The sequence below is a fragment of the Neobacillus rhizosphaerae genome, from assembly GCF_937468385.1.
GTDB classification, from domain to species: domain Bacteria; phylum Bacillota; class Bacilli; order Bacillales; family Cytobacillaceae; genus Neobacillus; species Neobacillus rhizosphaerae.
Window position 1 is genome coordinate 24,699 of the sequence record NZ_CALBWS010000019.1, and the last position, 18,755, is coordinate 43,453.

An 18,755-nucleotide genomic window follows, 5' to 3' on the forward strand; every position below is an offset into this window, starting at 1 on the left:
ACTTTGGTCGGTTTTTTTATATATATATTAAACATAATTTGAGGGACAAGGACATAAGTATGTATGGAAATGGAAGGTGATCAGATGGATTCTCCCATCCAATTAATTGAAAATACTGATAAAGCAACCAAGCAAATGCTAGAAAATGTAAGGAAAAGAAAGAAAAAGTTTGATGATACGAAAAGATGGCATTATATATCAATATACGCAACCCTTTTTTTTGCTTTCTCTTTCTTTGTTTATTTCTATTTCACCATTGCCGAGCACTATTCTTATTCTTTTTTAGCCATGTTGTCTGCTACATTAAACGATGGGATCAATATATATTTGTTAGCGTTAACCATATTAGGCTTTGGTGCGATGAATCTATTAAAGCAGCAAAAGGAGAAAAAGGAAAAGGAATACCAAGACTTAAGGTGTGAAATTGTTGACCGCAGCAAGGATTTATGGAAAAAAGAAGAAGAATGGAAACATCGTCACATTGTTTTTGAAATGATGAAAAATAAGTACGATATTAATCTCTATCATGAAAAGAAATAAGAAGCAGTTTACATCCCTGCTTCTTATTTTTATAATATAAGAATTTATAACATTGAACTTCGAGAAATGTCCAGCTCCAGGCGCCATCGGCTAGTGTACTTCGCTCTTCTCCCTACGATAAGTCAACATCGGTTCGCTCCGCTCACCGTGTTTCCTTTATCTCAGTCAAAGCGCTCCAGTCCATACGCCGATAGGCGGGCGCCTTGCGCTTTTCTTATTAAAAAATTTTCTTCTTTCCCTTTTCATCTTTTAAGATTCCTACAGCTTCTCGGAACCGTAGGGAATGGATTATTTCACGTTCGCGCAAAAAGCGAAGACTATCATTGATATCAGGATCATCACTTAGGTTAATTAACCATTGATAAGTTGCTCGAGCCTTTTCTTCTGCTGCAATATCTTCATATAAATCTGCGATGGGGTCACCCTTTGCAGTAATATAAGTAGCTGTAAAAGGTATTCCTGCAGCATTATGGTAGTATAATGCATTATCATGGTCAGCGTAATGAGCTCCTAACCCAGCAGCTTTCATTTGCTCAGGAGTGGCATCTTTTGTTAATTTATAGACCATTGTGGCAATCATTTCAAGATGGGCGAATTCTTCAGTACCGATATCTGTTAGGAGGCCAATTACCTTATCCGGAATAGTGTATCGTTGATTTAAGTATCGAAGTGCAGCTGCTAGTTCACCGTCAGCACCGCCATATTGCTCAATTAAATATTTTGCTAACGTCGGATTACAGGTACTGACCCGAACTGGATATTGTAATTTCTTTTCATAAACCCACATTTACTTCAATCCCTCCTATAATTGAGCAAAGCCAAACAGCCACTTTCCGTTTTTATTCATCAATAAAGGACAGTAAGACCTCCATTTCAAGACAGCGGATGAAAGAAAAACCCTACTGATGGAGTTTCACTTTATACTTGCCAAGGCCACGGGGAGTCTCTCCAGTTCCAAGGGTATCCGGAGTAGCTGTTTCCATATTGTAATAATGGGCCAAATTGGCTTTCAAAGGTCTTTTTGATTCGTTTTCTTTCCTTAGTAAACTGATTAAATTGTTGAATTGCCTCCATATCGTCAGGATGGGTATCTAAATATAAAGTTAGTTCTATTAATACAAAGTCAACTGCTTGAAGTTGCTCCATTATTTGATAATATTCGGCAGGGACCTGGGTCATATTTCCCCCCCTCTTTTAGCTTTCTCGAACGAATTGTACCAAGGGTCATAAAAATCCTTCCAGAGCGTACCCGCCTTTAGTGCTTCAAGTGGAGAAAATTGTGGAAGATTCGGTGGTTGGAAACTCATATATAAATGAGGTGGAGTGGAATAGGTTTTTTCAGTCACTGGTTGGCAAGGGTCAAATGGACTCGCATAAGGATAATACGATTTAAAATGTGTATTCATAGTAGCCCTCCCATTAAACAATATCATTTAATAATATGAATTTTTTCTATTTACATGACATAAAACTTTAATAAATTAAAGGGTTTTTTCAATAACTGTCGAAGTATTATATTTAGGTAGGATACTTACTTTGAGGTGATGGAAATTGTTCGTTAAAAATATTATGATAGCAAAGCATGAATGTATTACGGCGCAAGCAAATGCTACACTGAAAGAAACTTTAGAAATTCTAGAAAAGCACCATATTGATGGTATACCGGTGTTAAACGAGGAAAAATATTTAGGTGTTGCAACAAGGTATAAAATTTATGAAAGTTATTTTCAGTCTAACCAACAAAAGGATGAATATTTAAGCTCAACGTTTGTTAAAGATGTTGTCACACACCAAGAAAAGTTTTTAGAGGGTGGAGAATTATTTGAGAGAACACTTCTTGATTTAAAGGATTTTCCTTTATTAGCCGTTGTGGATCCAAAACAAAATTTTCTTGGTATTATCACACGTTCGGATGTTATCAGTTCATTTGAAAGTGCTTTTGGCGTTAACCGCCCAGGTGTTAGGATTGCTTTTACATCAGTTGAAACCGAAGGCCGTATTGCTCGTCTTTCTGAAATTGCCCATCAATTCCATGAGCATATCATTTCACTTGTTACTTTCGATGAAACGGATAAACTTGTTCGAAGAATTGTGATGAAAATTGAAAAGAAAGACAATATTGACAGGTTTACCAGGAAGCTTGAAGAACATGGCTTCCGAATCTTAAGTATTCAAGAAGACGAATAAAACCAATTAGAAAAAATATTAATCCTTCTCATACATGAATATGGGAGGGTTTTTTTATGTTTGCAATAACAATTATCCATGTTTATGGTATGATTTCCGTATGAAATTTGGTTGGAAAAGGGGAACAAGATAATGATTATATTTTTGGTTATCCTGGTCATTTTAGGGGGAGCCCTACTCCTTATATATATGGTTCGCCAAGCTTTTTTAAATAAGGTGATGGAGCATGAATTACTTTTTCCAGACTTTCCTGAATCCTTTGGAAAAGTTTCACTCTTTTTTATATCGGATATTCATCGGCGAACCGTATCGGATGTCATAATTAATGCTGTTAAGGGGAAGGCTGATGTGGTCATCATCGGAGGGGATTTAACAGAAAAAGGTGTTCCTTTTGATAGAGTGAGAGCAAACTTGCTGAAATTAAAGCAAATTGGCCCAGTCTATTTTGTGTGGGGAAACAACGATTATGAAGTGGATTTTCGTTTATTGGATGCGATTCTGCTCGAGTCAGGTGTAAAGGTTTTAGATAATACTGCCGTTACCTTTGAATCAGAACAAGGAGAAAAAATATGTTTGCTCGGAGTCGATGACCTGAATCAGGAGCGGGACCGGCTTGATTTGGCTCTTTTAGATGCACACGAGAAAAGTTTCAAAATATTAGCAAGCCACTACCCAAGTATTACAAAAAAAATTCACTCCCAACATGAAATTCGACTAGTTCTAAGCGGTCATACCCACGGAGGGCAAATACATATTTTCGGATTTAGCCCCCAAAAACGGGGTTGCATAAAAAAATTAGAAAATACAATTTTACTCATTAGTAATGGTTTTGGAACAACTTCTCTTCCTTTAAGGCTAGGAGCACCAGCTGAAACTCATCTCATCACGCTTAGGAAAGGTAATAATCGTTAGTATGATTTAGACAATTCACCAATAGAACCCTATGGCATACACTGAAAACAAGAGTTATGTCACGGCAGGGGGCAAAAGCATGCGCTTGGAACGCTTAACGGCCAATAAGATAAAAATTTTTTTAACTTCTGATGATTTGTTTGAAAGAGGTCTCTCCAAAGAAGATATCTGGAAGGAATCAAGTAAATGGAATCAGCTCTTTCACGATATGCTAGAAGAGGCGAGTGAAGAATTTGATGTTGACATACAGGGTTCTGTAGCAGTTGAAATTTTTTCTCTTCAGGCCCAAGGTATGATTTTAATTATTACCGTCGAGGAAGTAAAAGAGGACGAAGAATTAATGTATGATGGTTTTATTGAAATGCAAGTAAGGGTTGAAGGCTGTGAAAATCTCTTATATGAGTTTGGAGAATTTGAGGACATTATTAATCTGTCAAAAAGACTGTCCTATACAGATATTTTTGGAGGCAGCCTTTATGAAATGAATAACCGTTATTATCTTTTGATGGATAGGGTAGAAACAGTAAATAAAGAAAAGGCAGCTTGTATTTTATCAGAATTTGGTAACCCCTCCATTCTCAGTCCATTCGTTCTTGCTGAATATGGTAAAGCTATCATTGAAGATAAAACGGTGGAAACCATACTCCATTTTTTTAAATAAATAGTATAAAGTAAATAAGGGGCCAAGCGCCCCTTTTATGTGTTTGGAAGAAAGGGATTATGGGGTTATTATTTTTAAAAATTTTATTTTGGAAAATTTAAATGGCAGCGTTTACATATTAACACTATAAAATAATGAAAAGTGTGTTTTTCTTCTTGCATAAATCAATTAAACGTGTATACTTGTGTCTGAAAGCGGACAACATTCGTAAAAGTGATTTCTTAGGAGGATTACAAATGGTAGCCGAAAAAGCTAATGAAAAGACTAATCAAGAGGAAAAGCATGATGTGTTGAAATCAACACAGACTGTTATTCATAAGGCCCTTGAAAAGTTAGGTTATCCTGAAGAGGTATACGAGCTCTTGAAAGAGCCGTTACGTTTGATGACAGTTAAAATTCCAATTAGAATGGACGATGGTTCAATAAAAATATTTACGGGCTACCGTGCGCAGCATAATGATGCAGTTGGGCCGACAAAAGGTGGAATCCGTTTCCACCCAGGTGTGACAGAAACAGAAGTAAAAGCGCTTTCCATTTGGATGAGCTTGAAGTGCGGCATCGTTGATCTACCATATGGCGGTGGTAAGGGTGGAATTGTTTGCGATCCTCGAGATATGTCATTTAGAGAGCTTGAAAGATTAAGCCGTGGATACGTACGAGCTATCAGCCAAATTGTAGGACCAACGAAGGATATTCCAGCACCAGACGTGTTTACAAATTCGCAAATTATGGCATGGATGATGGATGAATATAGCAGAATTGATGAATTTAACTCTCCTGGATTTATCACTGGTAAGCCGCTTGTGCTTGGAGGCTCACATGGACGTGAATCGGCAACGGCAAAAGGTGTGACCATCTGTATTCGCGAAGCAGCTAAAAAGAAAGACATTCAAATTGAGGGTGCAAGGGTTGTTGTTCAAGGCTTCGGTAACGCGGGAAGCTTTTTAGCGAAATTCATGCATGATGCTGGGGCAAAGGTAATTGGAATTTCTGATGCCTACGGTGCATTACATGATCCAAACGGACTTGATATTGATTATCTTTTAGATAGACGAGACAGTTTTGGAACGGTTACTAAATTATTTAATAACACGATAACAAATAAAGAATTGCTAGAACTAGATTGTGATATTCTTGTTCCTGCTGCCATTGAAAACCAAATTACAGAAGAAAATGCTCATAATATTCGTGCAAGTATCGTTGTGGAGGCTGCCAATGGTCCAACCACTTTAGAGGCTACGAAAATATTAACAGAGCGGGGAATTCTTCTCGTACCAGATGTGCTTGCATCTTCAGGTGGGGTTACCGTTTCTTATTTTGAGTGGGTTCAAAATAACCAAGGGTACTATTGGTCAGAGGAAGAAGTAGAAGAAAAACTTGAAAAAATATTGGTTAAATCCTTTAAAAATATTTATGACACTGCCCAAACACGCCGTGTTGATATGCGTCTTGCTGCCTATATGGTCGGTGTAAGAAAAATGGCAGAAGCAAGCCGTTTCAGAGGCTGGATATAATAACTTAAACATTGAAACATAAGTAAAAAACTCCTATCATAAGACGGTAGGAGTTTTTTGATGAAAAATATATACGTTTTAGTTAAGGAGTGTATCCATTTTGCAAATTGAGGATAGTATTATCGTTGGGGGAGGTCCGTGCGGCTTAGCAGCGGCTATAGCCCTACAGGAAATTGGGAAAACACCTCTAATCATTGAAAAAGGTAATGTTGTGAACGCTATCTACCATTACCCTACACATCAAACTTTTTTTAGTACAAGTGAAAAGCTAGAAATTGGTGACGTCCCATTTATCACTGAAAGTTATAAACCGAAGCGAAATCAAGCGCTCGTCTATTACAGAGAGGTAGTCAAGAAAAAGGGACTGCGGATTAATGCGTTTGAAAAGGTATTAGATGTCGCTAAACAACCGGATGATCTATTTCAAGTAACGACCAATAAACATACTTATTTCACACGATATGTGGTCATTGCGACTGGTTATTATGATCATCCAAATTATATGAACGTTCCAGGCGAGGATCTTCCAAAGGTCTATCATTATTTTAAAGAAGCCCATCCATATTTTAATAAAGATGTGTGTGTTATTGGCGGGAAAAATTCAAGTGTTGATGCAGCGCTTGAACTTGTAAAGGCCGGAGCAAGAGTGACTGTGTTATATCGAGGTAAAGAATATTCTCCTAGCATAAAACCATGGATTCTACCTGAATTTGAAGCGTTAGTTCGAACAGGAACCATTTTAATGGAATTTAATGCTCATGTGAAAAAAATTACGGATAATCAAGTGATTTATACAAAAGACGGTGAAGAGAAAGAAGTAAGGAACGATTTTGTCTTTGCTATGATAGGATACCATCCAGATCATCAATTTTTAAAAACAATAGGTGTGAAAATTGATCAGGAATCAGGAAGACCATTCATTAATCCTGATACAATGGAAACAAATATTAATGGTATTTATATTGCAGGCGTTCTTGCTGCAGGAAATAATGCGAATGAAATTTTCATTGAAAATGGCAGGTTCCATGGTGAACAAATTGCACGTTCTATCACAGACACTGAAGTAAAGGGTGATAATAAATGAAAAAGGTTGTTTTATTAACAACAGGCGGGACAATAGCTAGTAAACCAAATAAGGAATCTGGTAAATTAGCTTCGGGTGCCTTAACCGGTGAAGAACTGGCAGCAATGTGCCAATTACCAAAAGATATTAAAGTGGTTGTTGAATCAGTCTTTCAAAAAGCAAGCATTCATATTACCTTTGAAGATTTACTTGTCTTAAAGAATAAGATTGACGATTATTTCCAGGATGAGACGGTTTGCGGTGTCGTGGTAACACACGGTACCGATACAATGGAAGAAACGGCCTACTTCCTAGATTTAACGATTAAAGACGACAGACCAGTAGTAGTAACAGGTTCGCAGCGGTCTCCTGAAGATTTAGGAAGTGATGTGTATATTAATTTAAGGCATGCGATTTATTCAGCCTGCTCAGTTGATTTAAAGAGTGCGGGCACCGTTGTTGTCTTCAATGAACGAATTTTTGCTGCAAGATATGTAAAAAAAGAACATGCTTCCAATATTCAAGGGTTTAATGCATTTGGGTTTGGTTACCTTGGCATCATTGACAACGACCAGGTCCATGTCTTTCAAAAACCAATTAACCGCGAGCATTTTGAAATTAACATTTCGATTCCACAGGTTGAAATTATTAAATGTTATATTGGAGCAGATGGGAAATTTATCAAGGCTGCCAGAGAGGCAGGCGTTGGCGGGATTGTCCTTGAAGGTGTAGGACGTGGCCAGGTGGCTCCTAAAATGATGGAAGAAATTGATAAGGCTATTAATGCTGGAATCAAGTTGGTCGTAACCACAAGTGCAGAAGAGGGTTCTGTGTACACAACCTATGACTACGAAGGAAGTGCTTATGACCTTTATAATAAAGGTGTAATCCTTGGTAGTGACAATGATAGCAAAAAGGCAAGAATAAAATTAGCCGTTGCGATTGCTAGCGGCTTGGAGAATATAAATTTTTAAGTCGATATATTATCATGAAATGTTTAATAATAGGAATATTTCAAGTGGAATAATCTATCATTTTCAATATGGAGGTTACATGGTACGATTAAGAAAATGGATTTGAAAAGAGGTTCATCATGCTGGGAATTTTATCGGCTGGAGTTGCCCCCGGTCTGGCTTTACTTTGTTATTTTTATTTAAAAGATGAATATGAGCCAGAGCCAATTTCCTTTGTATTTCGTACATTTTTGTACGGTGTTTTATTGATGTTTCCTATCATGTTTATCCAGCATGTACTTGAAACAGAGCATTTGGTGAACTCTCATCTTTTCGATGCGTTTCTTAGCTCAAGCCTGCTTGAAGAATTTTTTAAATGGTTCATCCTTTTTTATGCTGTTTATCAGCATGTTGAGTTTGATGAACCTTTTGATGGAATTGTCTATGGAGTAGCTGTTTCCCTTGGTTTTGCAACGGCAGAAAATATTTTATATTTACTTGCAAATGGGATTCAACATGCGATGACACGTGCTTTACTACCTGTTTCTAGCCATGCCCTTTTCGGGGTAATTATGGGCTTTTATATTGGAAAAGCAAAGTTTACTGAAGGAAAGAAAGGAAAGTGGGTTATATTCTCTCTGCTTTTGCCTTTTATTCTGCATGGAACCTATGATTATATTTTGATTTCTCTAGAAAATTGGCTGTATATAATTTTTCCGTTTATGATTTTCCTTTGGTGGTTTGGATTGCGAAAAGTGAAAAAAGCTAAAGCTTTAAGCGCCAATCATTTTAAAAAACAATATCAAGTCCAAAAAACTCTTCATTCTTGATGAAGGGTTTTTTATTTATTCCATTTTAAATGGAATAAAAACACGGATATAACAAAAAATAGAGTTACTGTTAAAAAGACTCACTTTGGGGGTTATTATTCCATGTTAAAGAAAAAAATCTTAATAAAACTCTTCATACTAATCTTTTTTCTAACTTTTCCATTATCATTTTTGGAAAATAATGAGGCTCAAGCTTTCTCCAAACAGGTAATTCAAAAAGGAGCTGTTGGTGATGATGTTATTGAACTACAATCTAGGCTTCAATATATTGGATACTATAATAGGAAAATTGATGGAGTTTTTGGTTGGAGTACATATTGGGCGCTAAGAAACTTTCAATATGAATTTGGGCTGCCAATTGACGGGTTGGCAGGGGCGACAACTAAAGCAAAACTAGCCAAGGTTAGCAAATATAATGAACAAGTTGTAAAAAAACAAATCAATTCCGGGAAAAAGTTTACCCATTACGGTGGAGTTGATCAAAGCAAGCAAAGTAAACCTAATAACAAAGCTCCTGCGGCCAAAGCACCAGCCAAACAAGCTGCTTCGAAAGCCGCACCCAAAAAACCAACAGCTGCAAACACTCCAAATGGATATTCGCAAAATGATATCCGCTTAATGGCGAATGCTGTTCATGGGGAGTCAAGAGGAGAATCGTATACAGGTCAAGTTGCCGTAGCCGCTGTTATTCTGAACCGTGTAAATAGTTCATCGTTTCCTAACACCGTTTCTGGGGTTATTTTTGAACCTGGAGCCTTTACAGCTGTAGCTGATGGGCAGATTTGGCTTACCCCCAATGAATCTTCAAAAAAAGCGGTAGTCGATGCAATCAATGGATGGGACCCAACCGGTGAAGCATTGTACTATTTTAATCCGGATACTGCCACAAGTGGGTGGATATGGGGAAGGCCGCAAATAAAACGAATTGGCAAACATATTTTTTGCAAGTAGAGAGGTGAATTGAAATGATTAGAGGGATATTAATCGGTGTTCTTGCTTTAGGAATCGCAGGAACAGCCTTTTGGGGTTACCAAGAACATCAGGAAAAAAATGCGGTTCTCTTAAATGCAGAAAACAATTATCAACGAGCGTTTCATAATCTTTCCTATCGGATGGATTTATTACACGATAAAATTGGGACAACATTGGCCATGAATTCCAGACATTCGTTATCTCCATCATTAGTTGAGGTATGGAGACTTACATCGGAGGCACATGGTGATGTTGGGCAGTTGCCATTAACACTATTACCATTTAACAAGACCGAAGAGTTTTTGGCGAATATCGGAAACTTTAGTTATCGTACAGCTGCCAGGGATTTGGACAAGGAACCGTTATCAAAAAAGGAGTATAGTACATTACAAACACTATATAAACAGTCAGGTGATATCCAGAATGAGCTCAGAAATGTTCAACATATGGTTTTGAAAAATAACCTCCGCTGGATGGATGTTGAGCTTGCACTTGCGTCAGGAAAAGAAGCAACCGACAATACGATAATTGATGGTTTTAAAACAGTTGAAAAGACTGTAACTGGATATGAAGAATCGGACCATGGGCCTACCTTTACTAATATGCAGAAAAAAGATGAAAATTTTAAAAAAATAAAAGGAAAAACAATTTCCCGCCAAGAAGCAATCAAGATTGCTAAAAGTTATATGAAGTTCGATGGAAATGCTACTGTGAAAGTGACTGAAAATGGCAAAGGCTCCGATTACGGTTTTTATAGTGTTTCCATAAAAAATAAAAACACTGGCCAAGAAGCTAGCATGGATATAACCAAAAAGGCAGGGCATCCCATTTGGTTTATAAATAACCGGGACGTTAAAAAACAAGTTCTCAGTCTAAATGAAGCTGATAACAAAGCGGGTGCTTTCCTAAAAGAAACGGGTTTTAAAAATTTAGAGGTATTTGAAAGCACACAATATGATAATATAGGCGTTTTCAATTTTGTCACAAACATTAACGGCATTAGAATTTATCCTGAAGCAGTAAAAGTGAAAGTCGCACTAGATAAAGGAGATATTATTGGTCTATCTGCAGAAGAGTACTTAAAATCTTTCCATACTAGGAAAATAGAAAAACCCGTTATTTCTCTTGAGCAGGCTCGATCGAAGGTAAATCCGAACTTTAAAGTGATGGAGGATCGGCAGGCTTATATTGTCAATGATCTAAATGAAGAGGTTCTCTGTTATGAATTTTTAGGAACCGTTGGAAATGACACATACCGAATTTTTATTAACGCCACAAATGGAAAGGAAGAAGAGGTTGAGAAATTAAAAAATGCTGAGGCCATATATGATGATGTTTTGTGAGGAAAAGCGACTGCTTTTCCTTTTCTCATATTCCGTTCATCCACACTTCTTCCTTGGAATAAAAAAAATCACTGGCCCCAATAATAAGAATATATTAATGCTGGAGTGATTGTAATGAAAAGAGTTGAAACGGTTCTACTGAAGGTTGTTATCATTCAATTTGTTTTTCTACTTTTATCTCAGTTCTTTTTTCATCAAATGGATGTTCTACCTCAAATTAAACAATTAACAAAATATGAGGGCGTAAATGAAAATACATTTACAGAAATTCTCCAAACCCTTCAAACCAAGTAATAAAGCAGCTTTTCCTGCTTTATTTTTTATTGTTTTAATAAGTGAAAAATAAGAAGCATTTCTCTTTCTTATGGTAAAATATAAAGAAGACAACATATGAGACAATCATGATTTGTTATAGGAGGATTTATGAAAAAGAAATTATCAATCGCAATTGACGGCCCTGCTGCAGCCGGAAAGAGTACAGTAGCAAAAATTGTGGCAGAAAAGCTATCTTACATTTATATCGATACTGGTGCAATGTACCGGGCATTAACATACAAAGCAATTGTTAACCGTATAAATCTTGAAGAAGAGGCTCCTTTATTAGATACACTCTTATCATCAGATATTAAATTGCTGCCATCAGATAAAGGGCAATTGGTATATCTTGACAATCAAGATATAACAGATGAAATTCGTTCTGCAGAAGTTACCAATTCTGTGTCATATGTTGCAAAACATCAAGCGGTCCGTGAAGAAATGGTCAGAAGGCAGCAAGCTTTTGCCATAGGCGGGGGTGTTGTGATGGATGGTCGGGACATTGGAACACATGTATTACCAGGTGCAGAAGTAAAAGTATTTTTACTTGCTAGTGTCGATGAACGAGCTGTCCGGCGTCATAATGAAAATATTCAAAAAGGATTTTCATCCGATTTGGATAAATTGAAGATGGAAATTGCACGTAGAGATAAAATTGACTCAGAGAGAGAAATAGCACCCTTAAAAAAGGCCGAAGATGCAATTGAAATTAACACAACCTCATTGACCATTCCTAATGTTGTTGAAAAAATAATGGTTCTGGTGCAAGAAAGGATTGGATTAGATTGACGTTTTATGGGTTTGCAAAGTCAGTTGTTTATGGGATTTTTAAACCGTGGTATCGGGTTAAGGCAATTGGAATAGAAAATTTCCCTAAAGAGGGCGGAGTTCTTCTATGTGCCAATCATATCCATAATTTCGACCCAATCATTGTAGGAATCATGGCACCTCGGCCTGTTCACTATATGGCGAAGGAAGAAATTTTTCGCGTACCTGTGTTGGGTGGGATTGTTAGAAAATGTAATGCCTTCCCAGTAAAAAGAGGATTTGGGGACCGTGAAGCGCTTAGATCGGGATTAAAAATTTTAAAGGATGGTCATGTTTTCGGACTATTTCCAGAGGGAACAAGAAGTAAGACTGGGGAGCTGGGAAAAGGACTCTCAGGGGCAGGTTTTTTCGCCCTAAGGTCAGATGCCCTAGTGGTTCCTTGTGCGGTTATCGGTCCATATAAAAGTTTTGGCAGGTTAAAGGTAGTATACGGACCACCGATAGCAATGGAAGAAATGAGAACAAATAAAGCATCTGCAGAAGAGGTTACTGAATTAATTATGTCAGAAATTCATAAACTAATCAAAGAGCATCAATAGGTTTCTGCTTGACAAAATAGACTATTTGTAAGAAGTTATAAAAAAGAGTCTTTTTTAGAATATTCTTTTCTTTTTAAAATGGTTTTATATGTGGTGTCTGCTGCGTTGCCTTCACCAAATCATATATAGATTTTTTTAGACGTAAATGGATTAAGGAGGAATACATATGTCGGAAGAATTTAATCAAGTAGATGTGAGAAGCTTTGAAATTGGGGACAAAGTAACTGGACAAGTTACTAAAGTAGAAGAGAAGCAGGTGCTTGTGGCGATTCAAGGTAGTAAACTTGATGGAATTATTCCAATTAGTGAGCTTTCAAGCTTGCATATTGAAAAAGCATCCGATGCTGTTCTCGAAGGTGATGAACTTGAATTAGAAGTATTAAAAGTAGAGGAAGAAGCATTAATTCTTTCAAAAAGAAAAGTAGATGCGGAGAAGGCATGGGAAACCTTAGAACAAAAATTTCAAAGTGGAGAAATTTTTGAAACTGAGATAAAAGACGTTGTTAAAGGCGGCCTTGTTGTTGATCTAGGTGTCCGCGGATTTGTGCCGGCATCTCTTGTTGAAGCCTTCTTCGTTGAAGATTTCAGCGATTACAAAGACCGTAATCTTACCTTAAAAATAGTTGAACTTGATAAAGAAAAGAACCGCTTAATCCTTTCTCACCGAGCTGTGGTAGAAGAAGAGAAGGGGAAACAAAAACAAAGTAGACTTGGTTCATTACAAGTAGGCCAAATCATTGATGGTACCGTTCAAAGAATTACTGATTTTGGCGCATTCGTCGATATTGGCGGTATCGATGGTCTTGTTCATATTTCACAATTATCGTATGAACATGTTGATAAGCCAACTGATGTTGTACAGGAAGGTCAGCAAGTTCAAGTGAAAGTATTAAATGTTGATCGTGATAATGAAAGAATTTCTTTGTCTATAAAAGAAACACTTCCAGGACCTTGGTCAAATATTTCTGAAAAAGCTCCAAAAGGAAGTATTTTAACTGGGACAGTAAAAAGATTAGTCTCATACGGTGCTTTTGTAGAGGTTTTTCCTGGTGTTGAAGGACTTGTTCATATTTCTCAAATCGCTCATAAGCATATAGGGACACCGCATGAAGTTCTTAAAGAAGGACAAGAAGTGAAAGTAAAGGTTTTAGATGCCAATGAACATGATCAACGTCTTTCATTAAGTATTAAAGAACTTCTTGAGAAAGATGATGAGGAAAATCTCGATTATGAGCTTCCTGAGGAATCAAAAGGCTTCCAACTTGGTGAAGTCATTGGTGACAAATTAAAGAATCTAAGAAAATAATGGTGATTTTACGTGTCTAGATTTGAACGAAAATGGGACCACATTCGCTTTGCTCTTGAAAATAGGCAAAACCGCTCGACAGTTTTCGACGATGTTAAATTTCTTCACCAGAGCTTACCAAATATCAGTGTGTTCGATGTTCGATTAGATCACTCCATTGGCGGACTTTCTTTAAGTTCGCCAATTTTTATCAATGCAATGACAGGCGGCGGCGGTGAAAGAACTTTCCAGATTAACAAAGAACTTGCCATTGTTGCAAAACGTACCGGGTTGGCTATGGCTGTAGGCTCGCAAATGTCTGCTTTAAAAGATAAAGGTGAAAGATATACTTACGAAGTAGTCAGAAAGGAAAATCCTGACGGGGTTATCATCGCTAATTTAGGCAGTGAAGCAACATCAGAGAATGCGAAAGCGGCAATCGATATGATTGAAGCTAATGCCCTGCAAATACATTTAAATGTGATTCAAGAACTGACCATGCCAGAAGGAGACCGTGATTTTACCGGTGTCTTAAAAAGAATTGAATCCATTGTTAAAGTGGTGGACATTCCTGTAATTGTTAAAGAGGTTGGATTCGGGATGACGAGGGAAACGGTTGATTCTCTTGCAACAGCCGGTGTCACGGCGATTGATATTGGCGGCTCTGGGGGAACAAACTTTGCAGAAATAGAAAATAAGCGCAGAGAAAAAATATTCACATTTTTTAATCAATGGGGCATTCCTACGCCCATATCAATCATTGAAGCTGCATCCAATTCTAATAATATAACCATTATCGGCTCAGGTGGCTTTTTAACAGGATCTGACATCGCTAAGGGTTTAGCTTTAGGCGCAAATGCAATTGGTATGGCCGGGTATTTCTTGCGAATACTTATGGAGAAGGGATCGGATGCTTTACAGGAAGAAATCGAAAACCTTCATAAGGAATTAACTATGATTATGACTGCTTTAGGAGCCCGAACTCTTGCTGATTTACAAAATGTTCCATTAATAATTTCCGGTGAAACATACCATTGGCTTCACCAAAGAGGAATAGATACTAAACAATTTAGCCAGCGTTCCATTAAGTAAAAGCTCTCGCCGTTGAACTGCGAGAGCTTAGATTGTCGAGAAAGGGTATATTTCTCGGCAATTTTTTAATAATGGATTGGCCCTGCTAACTGGCCTGTTGATTTCCGCTCTGGGCACTCGCTTTCCGCGGGGAGGTCCGGGAGCCTCCTCGGCTCCCTTGGAGCCTGCGGGGTCTCCCGTGACCTCTCTATCCCGCAGGAGTCGAGTGCCCTCCGCTCCAATCAACAGGGTGGCAAATCAACCGAAAGAATTGCAACACACCTTTTCTAACCTGGCTAAGTGTGTAGCAATCTTTTTTATATTTTGGCAGGCTGCCGTAAGGAGAGCCTGTTCACTTGCATTCTTTAATCCCCTTAACCGGCAGTAGCGAAGCCCCTGTAGCTCTTTTGAGTCTGCGAAGCTTCGCTCAATTTTTTCCTTCCTAAATTTATAAAGCAATTTTCCAGATTTAGATAAGTGATTTAACCTTACCATTTCCTGTAATGGCTTTTTACCTTGCTTTATTCTATCCTCCTCAATATCCTTGTTTAATTCATCAAAGTATTCACGATTTTCTACTTCAACTTCTTCTCTCGTGTATTTATGCTTATTTGCATTTGCCTTTAAATGGGTTGAGTCAGTAAATAAAACACTTCCTCCAACCATTTTATGATTCTTTGCCTGAACAACAATTTCATCAAATATCTCCTGAAAGATACCAGTATCTTTAAAACGATGTTGTCGATTCCCACTAATCGTTGAGTGATGTGGGACTGGATCCTTGAATTTCAAACCTAAAAACCAACGATAGGCAACATTCATTCGTATTTCTCTTTCTAGTTGTCGCTCAGAACGAATACCGGAAAGATAACCAATAAAGATCATTTTAAACAAAATTAGGGGATCAGATGGGCGGCCATTATCATCACTATAATAAGGGCGAACTTTTTCAAGAAGAAACGAAAAATCAATATATTAATAATCAAACGAAGGAGGTGATCATCAGGAACTAATTCATCAATAGACACAAATTCGTCTTCACTTTGGGAAGATTCTCTTGGTTTAAACATAGATTTCACCACTTATTTTTTGGGTGTGTGAGGACATTATTGAATTTGCACCTGTTGATTGGAGCGGAAGGCGCGAAGACTCCTGCGGGAGTACGGGGCAGGGGAGACCCCACAGGCGCGCCTTAGCGCCGAGGAGGCTCCCCGGCACGCCCGCGGAAAGCGAAGCGCCTGGAGCGCAAATCAACAGACATGTTGCATGAATGATATTATAACAAATTAACGCAGTGAAACATTAAAGTAACATAAAAAAATAAAGACTGTCGAAGGTTTTTCGACAGCCTGAGTTCTCGCATTTGAACTGCGAGAGCTTTTTGATATTACTTATTTTTTGCCATCATTTAATCCTCGTGCTTCTTCAGGACTTGAAAGCTTGGTTGCATCGGGATAGTGTAATGCTTGATCACGGTCTGACTCCACTCTCCTGCTCGCTTTTAGCTTTTTTTCTTGGCGGTCTTTACCCATTCTTCCACACCTCCTAATAATAAGATGAATCACATTGAAAATATTATTCAAGGAAGTATGAAAATACATAAAGAATACCAATAATGTGAATAATAGGAGGTGTGTGAAATGGAAGGGGCAATGTTTTACTGGATTTGTTGGTCGTTTTGGATCTACTTCACATTTATATTAAATAAACAAAACCAATACCGTTTTAAACTATCAGCTTTCGTTCTTATTGTGTTAGTAGTATCGAATATCCAATTCATGGCTAGCGGGTTTGAAATCCATGCGAGTGGATTATTTTTATTAGCCGTTTCATACATATTTTATAGTCAGGAAAAACTTGGAGCCATCATTTATTATTTTATCTGTTCATTTATAGTATCTATTGCCTATGTTACTTTCCATTTGTTCGAGATTTTTGATCCTATTTGGATTATCTTTAAAAAGGAATGGATGATGGGAATATGTTTTGGCTATCTTGCGATTCTCTTGCAAAAAACCTTAAAAGGCCGAATGCTGATTATAGTGAGTGGCACCATGCAGGGGGAGTTTTTATATGCCTATATCTTAAATAAGCTTCAATTTCCTTATTCAATTGGAGCTTTTGCTTACTTAGATGTTTGTTCATTAATTGTGGCTTTGCTGGCAGGATGGAGTTTCTTTGAAAATGCAGGCTCCATTTTCCAAACTCATTTTCATTTTTTTGAAAAAGGAAAACAAAAATCATCGTAAAATCAATTCTTGTTAAGCTTTCAATTGCGAGAAAGGATTATCATTGATAAAATAATAAAGTTAGGCCCTTCTCGATGACAGAAGGGTTTCTTTACTTAATAAGAACTATAGGGATTGCTAACATAACAAAAAGTATTTTCAATATATGAAAGAAAGGATGGCGATCATAATGGTTAAACCTGTTATTGCCATTGTAGGACGGCCAAACGTTGGGAAATCAACCATTTTTAATCGGATTGTCGGTGAACGAGTTTCCATCGTTGAGGATGTTCCAGGAGTAACAAGAGATCGGATTTATAGTTCTGGCGAGTGGCTGACACATGACTTTAATGTAATCGATACTGGCGGAATTGATATTGGTGATGAACCGTTTTTAGAGCAAATTCGTCAGCAGGCTGAAGTAGCGATTGATGAAGCAGATGTCATTATCTTCTTAACAAATGGACGAGAAGGGGTTACCGCTGCGGATGAAGAAGTAGCAAAAATTTTATATAAGACGAAAAAGCCTATCGTCCTAGGAGTAAATAAAATTGATAATCCTGAAATGAGAGAGCAAATTTATGATTTTTATTCACTAGGCTTTGGTGAGCCAATCCCAGTTTCCGGCTCACACGGATTAGGCCTTGGTGATTTATTGGACGAGGCAGCCAAACATTTTCCGAAAAATAAGCCAATCGAATATGATGAAGATGTGGTCAAATTTTCTTTAATTGGTCGGCCTAATGTCGGTAAATCTTCACTGGTCAATGCAATCTTAGGTGAAGAACGTGTCATCGTCAGCAATATTGCGGGTACAACTCGTGATGCTGTCGATTCTCCTTATACGTATAATGGACAAAAATATGTCATCATTGATACAGCAGGAATTAGGAAAAAAGGAAAAGTGTATGAGAGTACCGAAAAATATAGTGTCCTCCGTGCTTTAAGGGCAATTGAACGTTCGGATGTAGTTCTTGTTGTCATCAATGCCGAAGAGGGAATAATTGAGCAGGATAAGAAAATTGCCGGTTATGCCCATGAGGCAGGCCGTGCAGTAGTTATTGTGGTAAATAAATGGGATGCAATTGAGAAAGATGAAAAGACCATGAAAGAGCTTGAACAGAATATTAGGGAACATTTCTTATTTCTAAGTTATGCGCCAATTGTGTTTTTATCGGCTAAAACAAAGAAACGTATTCATACCTTGTTGCCTATGATTAATACGGCAAGTGAAAATCATTCGATGCGGGTTGAAACAAGTGTGTTAAATGATGTTATTATGGATGCGGTAGCAATGAATCCGACACCATCAGACAAAGGGAGACGATTGAAGATTTATTATGCGACACAGGTAGCAGTCAAACCTCCTACTTTTGTTGTTTTTGTCAACGAACCTGAATTAATGCATTTCTCCTATGAGCGTTTTCTCGAGAATAGAATTAGAGACGCATTTGGATTCGAGGGAACCCCTATCAAAATTTATGCGAGAGAAAGAAAATAACGATAAGGTGGGT

Annotated in this window: 21 protein-coding genes and 1 pseudogene; 17 read left to right on the plus strand and 5 right to left on the minus strand. The window is 37.6% G+C overall.

Annotation, left to right across the window (positions count from 1 at the left end; genetic code table 11):
• The first annotated feature begins 63 nt into the window (after positions 1 to 63).
• Entirely contained in the window at positions 64 to 540 is a 477-nt protein-coding gene (locus tag M5A78_RS14480) for a DUF2663 family protein (RefSeq protein ID WP_248735987.1), read from the plus strand.
• 217 nt (positions 541 to 757) lie between these two features.
• Here M5A78_RS14480 and M5A78_RS14485 read toward each other — a convergent pair whose 3' ends face one another.
• From M5A78_RS14485 to M5A78_RS14495, 3 genes are all read right to left on the minus strand, one after another.
• Positions 758 to 1,327: a manganese catalase family protein gene (locus tag M5A78_RS14485; RefSeq protein WP_248735988.1), complete on the minus strand. Its 570-nt coding sequence runs from the start codon at positions 1,325 to 1,327 to the stop codon at positions 758 to 760.
• A 131-nt stretch (positions 1,328 to 1,458) separates the two neighbouring features.
• Complete coding sequence (locus tag M5A78_RS14490; RefSeq protein WP_248735989.1) at positions 1,459 to 1,719, minus strand: spore coat protein CotJB; 261 nt, start codon at positions 1,717 to 1,719, stop codon at positions 1,459 to 1,461.
• The gene (locus M5A78_RS14495; RefSeq protein WP_248735990.1) at positions 1,716 to 1,946 is read right to left on the minus strand and encodes a spore coat associated protein CotJA; all 231 of its coding nucleotides are present in this window, start codon (positions 1,944 to 1,946) and stop codon (positions 1,716 to 1,718) included. Before M5A78_RS14495 ends, M5A78_RS14490 begins: the two co-directional genes overlap by 4 nt.
• Positions 1,947 to 2,091: 145 nt before the next feature.
• Here M5A78_RS14495 and M5A78_RS14500 point away from each other — a divergent pair, with 145 nt between their 5' ends.
• The 14 genes from M5A78_RS14500 to fni all read left to right on the plus strand — a co-directional run bounded on the left by M5A78_RS14500 (position 2,092) and on the right by fni (position 15,034).
• On the plus strand, positions 2,092 to 2,727 hold the full coding sequence (locus tag M5A78_RS14500) for a CBS domain-containing protein (protein WP_248735991.1): 636 nt from the start codon (positions 2,092 to 2,094) through the stop codon (positions 2,725 to 2,727).
• A gap of 132 nt (positions 2,728 to 2,859) precedes the next feature.
• Complete coding sequence (locus tag M5A78_RS14505; RefSeq protein ID WP_248735992.1) at positions 2,860 to 3,639, plus strand: metallophosphoesterase; 780 nt, start codon at positions 2,860 to 2,862, stop codon at positions 3,637 to 3,639.
• 79 nt (positions 3,640 to 3,718) lie between these two features.
• The gene (locus M5A78_RS14510) at positions 3,719 to 4,300 is read left to right on the plus strand and encodes a genetic competence negative regulator (protein WP_248735993.1); all 582 of its coding nucleotides are present in this window, start codon (positions 3,719 to 3,721) and stop codon (positions 4,298 to 4,300) included.
• Positions 4,301 to 4,536: 236 nt separating this feature from the next.
• The gene (locus M5A78_RS14515; protein ID WP_248735994.1) at positions 4,537 to 5,814 is read left to right on the plus strand and encodes a Glu/Leu/Phe/Val family dehydrogenase; all 1,278 of its coding nucleotides are present in this window, start codon (positions 4,537 to 4,539) and stop codon (positions 5,812 to 5,814) included.
• 100 nt (positions 5,815 to 5,914) lie between these two features.
• Complete coding sequence (locus M5A78_RS14520) at positions 5,915 to 6,898, plus strand: YpdA family putative bacillithiol disulfide reductase (RefSeq protein WP_248735995.1); 984 nt, start codon at positions 5,915 to 5,917, stop codon at positions 6,896 to 6,898.
• The gene (locus M5A78_RS14525; RefSeq protein ID WP_248735996.1) at positions 6,895 to 7,851 is read left to right on the plus strand and encodes an asparaginase; all 957 of its coding nucleotides are present in this window, start codon (positions 6,895 to 6,897) and stop codon (positions 7,849 to 7,851) included. Before M5A78_RS14520 ends, M5A78_RS14525 begins: the two co-directional genes overlap by 4 nt.
• Before the next feature lie 119 nt (positions 7,852 to 7,970).
• A complete protein-coding gene (gene prsW / locus M5A78_RS14530; protein WP_248735997.1) occupies positions 7,971 to 8,660 on the plus strand; it encodes a glutamic-type intramembrane protease PrsW in 690 nt (229 codons plus the stop codon).
• A gap of 102 nt (positions 8,661 to 8,762) precedes the next feature.
• On the plus strand, positions 8,763 to 9,611 hold the full coding sequence (gene sleB / locus M5A78_RS14535) for a spore cortex-lytic enzyme (RefSeq protein WP_248735998.1): 849 nt from the start codon (positions 8,763 to 8,765) through the stop codon (positions 9,609 to 9,611).
• A 14-nt stretch (positions 9,612 to 9,625) separates the two neighbouring features.
• Positions 9,626 to 10,975 (plus strand): germination protein YpeB, encoded by a 1,350-nt coding sequence (gene ypeB, locus M5A78_RS14540; protein WP_248735999.1) that lies wholly within the window; start codon positions 9,626 to 9,628, stop codon positions 10,973 to 10,975.
• Between the two features lie 114 nt (positions 10,976 to 11,089).
• The gene (locus tag M5A78_RS14545) at positions 11,090 to 11,269 is read left to right on the plus strand and encodes a YpfB family protein (protein WP_248736000.1); all 180 of its coding nucleotides are present in this window, start codon (positions 11,090 to 11,092) and stop codon (positions 11,267 to 11,269) included.
• Between the two features lie 129 nt (positions 11,270 to 11,398).
• Positions 11,399 to 12,079, plus strand: coding sequence for a (d)CMP kinase (gene cmk / locus M5A78_RS14550; protein WP_248736001.1), 681 nt, complete (start codon positions 11,399 to 11,401; stop codon positions 12,077 to 12,079).
• On the plus strand, positions 12,076 to 12,657 hold the full coding sequence (locus M5A78_RS14555) for a lysophospholipid acyltransferase family protein (protein ID WP_248736002.1): 582 nt from the start codon (positions 12,076 to 12,078) through the stop codon (positions 12,655 to 12,657). Before cmk ends, M5A78_RS14555 begins: the two co-directional genes overlap by 4 nt.
• Positions 12,658 to 12,823: 166 nt before the next feature.
• Positions 12,824 to 13,963, plus strand: a complete 1,140-nt coding sequence (gene rpsA / locus M5A78_RS14560; RefSeq protein ID WP_248736003.1) for a 30S ribosomal protein S1 — start codon at positions 12,824 to 12,826, stop codon at positions 13,961 to 13,963.
• Between the two features lie 12 nt (positions 13,964 to 13,975).
• Complete coding sequence (gene fni, locus M5A78_RS14565) at positions 13,976 to 15,034, plus strand: type 2 isopentenyl-diphosphate Delta-isomerase (RefSeq protein ID WP_248736004.1); 1,059 nt, start codon at positions 13,976 to 13,978, stop codon at positions 15,032 to 15,034.
• Positions 15,035 to 15,271: 237 nt separating this feature from the next.
• On the opposite strand, the pseudogene M5A78_RS14570 reads toward fni, so the two are convergent.
• Positions 15,272 to 16,083 (minus strand): annotated as a pseudogene (locus M5A78_RS14570) (transposase).
• A gap of 321 nt (positions 16,084 to 16,404) precedes the next feature.
• Positions 16,405 to 16,545, minus strand: coding sequence for a YpzI family protein (locus M5A78_RS14575; RefSeq protein ID WP_248736005.1), 141 nt, complete (start codon positions 16,543 to 16,545; stop codon positions 16,405 to 16,407).
• Positions 16,546 to 16,653: 108 nt separating this feature from the next.
• On the opposite strand from M5A78_RS14575, the gene M5A78_RS14580 reads away from it, so the two are divergent.
• Positions 16,654 to 17,262 (plus strand): YphA family membrane protein, encoded by a 609-nt coding sequence (locus M5A78_RS14580; protein WP_248736006.1) that lies wholly within the window; start codon positions 16,654 to 16,656, stop codon positions 17,260 to 17,262.
• Between the two features lie 169 nt (positions 17,263 to 17,431).
• Positions 17,432 to 18,742, plus strand: coding sequence for a ribosome biogenesis GTPase Der (gene der / locus M5A78_RS14585; protein WP_248736007.1), 1,311 nt, complete (start codon positions 17,432 to 17,434; stop codon positions 18,740 to 18,742).
• The last annotated feature ends 13 nt before the right edge of the window (positions 18,743 to 18,755 follow it).

Bases quoted from the DNA above. Each gene is read 5' to 3' on its own strand.
- ypeB (WP_248735999.1), top strand. From the start codon at position 9,626: ATGATTAGAGGGATATTAATCGGTGTTCTTGCTTTAGGAATCGCAGGA.
- rpsA (WP_248736003.1), top strand. From the start codon at position 12,824: ATGTCGGAAGAATTTAATCAAGTAGATGTGAGAAGCTTTGAAATTGGG.
- prsW (WP_248735997.1), top strand. From the start codon at position 7,971: ATGCTGGGAATTTTATCGGCTGGAGTTGCCCCCGGTCTGGCTTTACTT.
- cmk (WP_248736001.1), top strand. From the start codon at position 11,399: ATGAAAAAGAAATTATCAATCGCAATTGACGGCCCTGCTGCAGCCGGA.
- M5A78_RS14485 (WP_248735988.1), bottom strand. From the start codon at position 1,327: ATGTGGGTTTATGAAAAGAAATTACAATATCCAGTTCGGGTCAGTACC.
- M5A78_RS14480 (WP_248735987.1), top strand. From the start codon at position 64: ATGGAAATGGAAGGTGATCAGATGGATTCTCCCATCCAATTAATTGAA.
- sleB (WP_248735998.1), top strand. From the start codon at position 8,763: ATGTTAAAGAAAAAAATCTTAATAAAACTCTTCATACTAATCTTTTTT.
- M5A78_RS14525 (WP_248735996.1), top strand. From the start codon at position 6,895: ATGAAAAAGGTTGTTTTATTAACAACAGGCGGGACAATAGCTAGTAAA.
- M5A78_RS14495 (WP_248735990.1), bottom strand. From the start codon at position 1,946: ATGAATACACATTTTAAATCGTATTATCCTTATGCGAGTCCATTTGAC.
- M5A78_RS14515 (WP_248735994.1), top strand. From the start codon at position 4,537: ATGGTAGCCGAAAAAGCTAATGAAAAGACTAATCAAGAGGAAAAGCAT.
- M5A78_RS14490 (WP_248735989.1), bottom strand. From the start codon at position 1,719: ATGACCCAGGTCCCTGCCGAATATTATCAAATAATGGAGCAACTTCAA.
- M5A78_RS14545 (WP_248736000.1), top strand. From the start codon at position 11,090: ATGAAAAGAGTTGAAACGGTTCTACTGAAGGTTGTTATCATTCAATTT.
- M5A78_RS14505 (WP_248735992.1), top strand. From the start codon at position 2,860: ATGATTATATTTTTGGTTATCCTGGTCATTTTAGGGGGAGCCCTACTC.
- M5A78_RS14580 (WP_248736006.1), top strand. From the start codon at position 16,654: ATGGAAGGGGCAATGTTTTACTGGATTTGTTGGTCGTTTTGGATCTAC.
- M5A78_RS14510 (WP_248735993.1), top strand. From the start codon at position 3,719: ATGCGCTTGGAACGCTTAACGGCCAATAAGATAAAAATTTTTTTAACT.
- M5A78_RS14575 (WP_248736005.1), bottom strand. From the start codon at position 16,545: ATGGGTAAAGACCGCCAAGAAAAAAAGCTAAAAGCGAGCAGGAGAGTG.
- der (WP_248736007.1), top strand. From the start codon at position 17,432: ATGGTTAAACCTGTTATTGCCATTGTAGGACGGCCAAACGTTGGGAAA.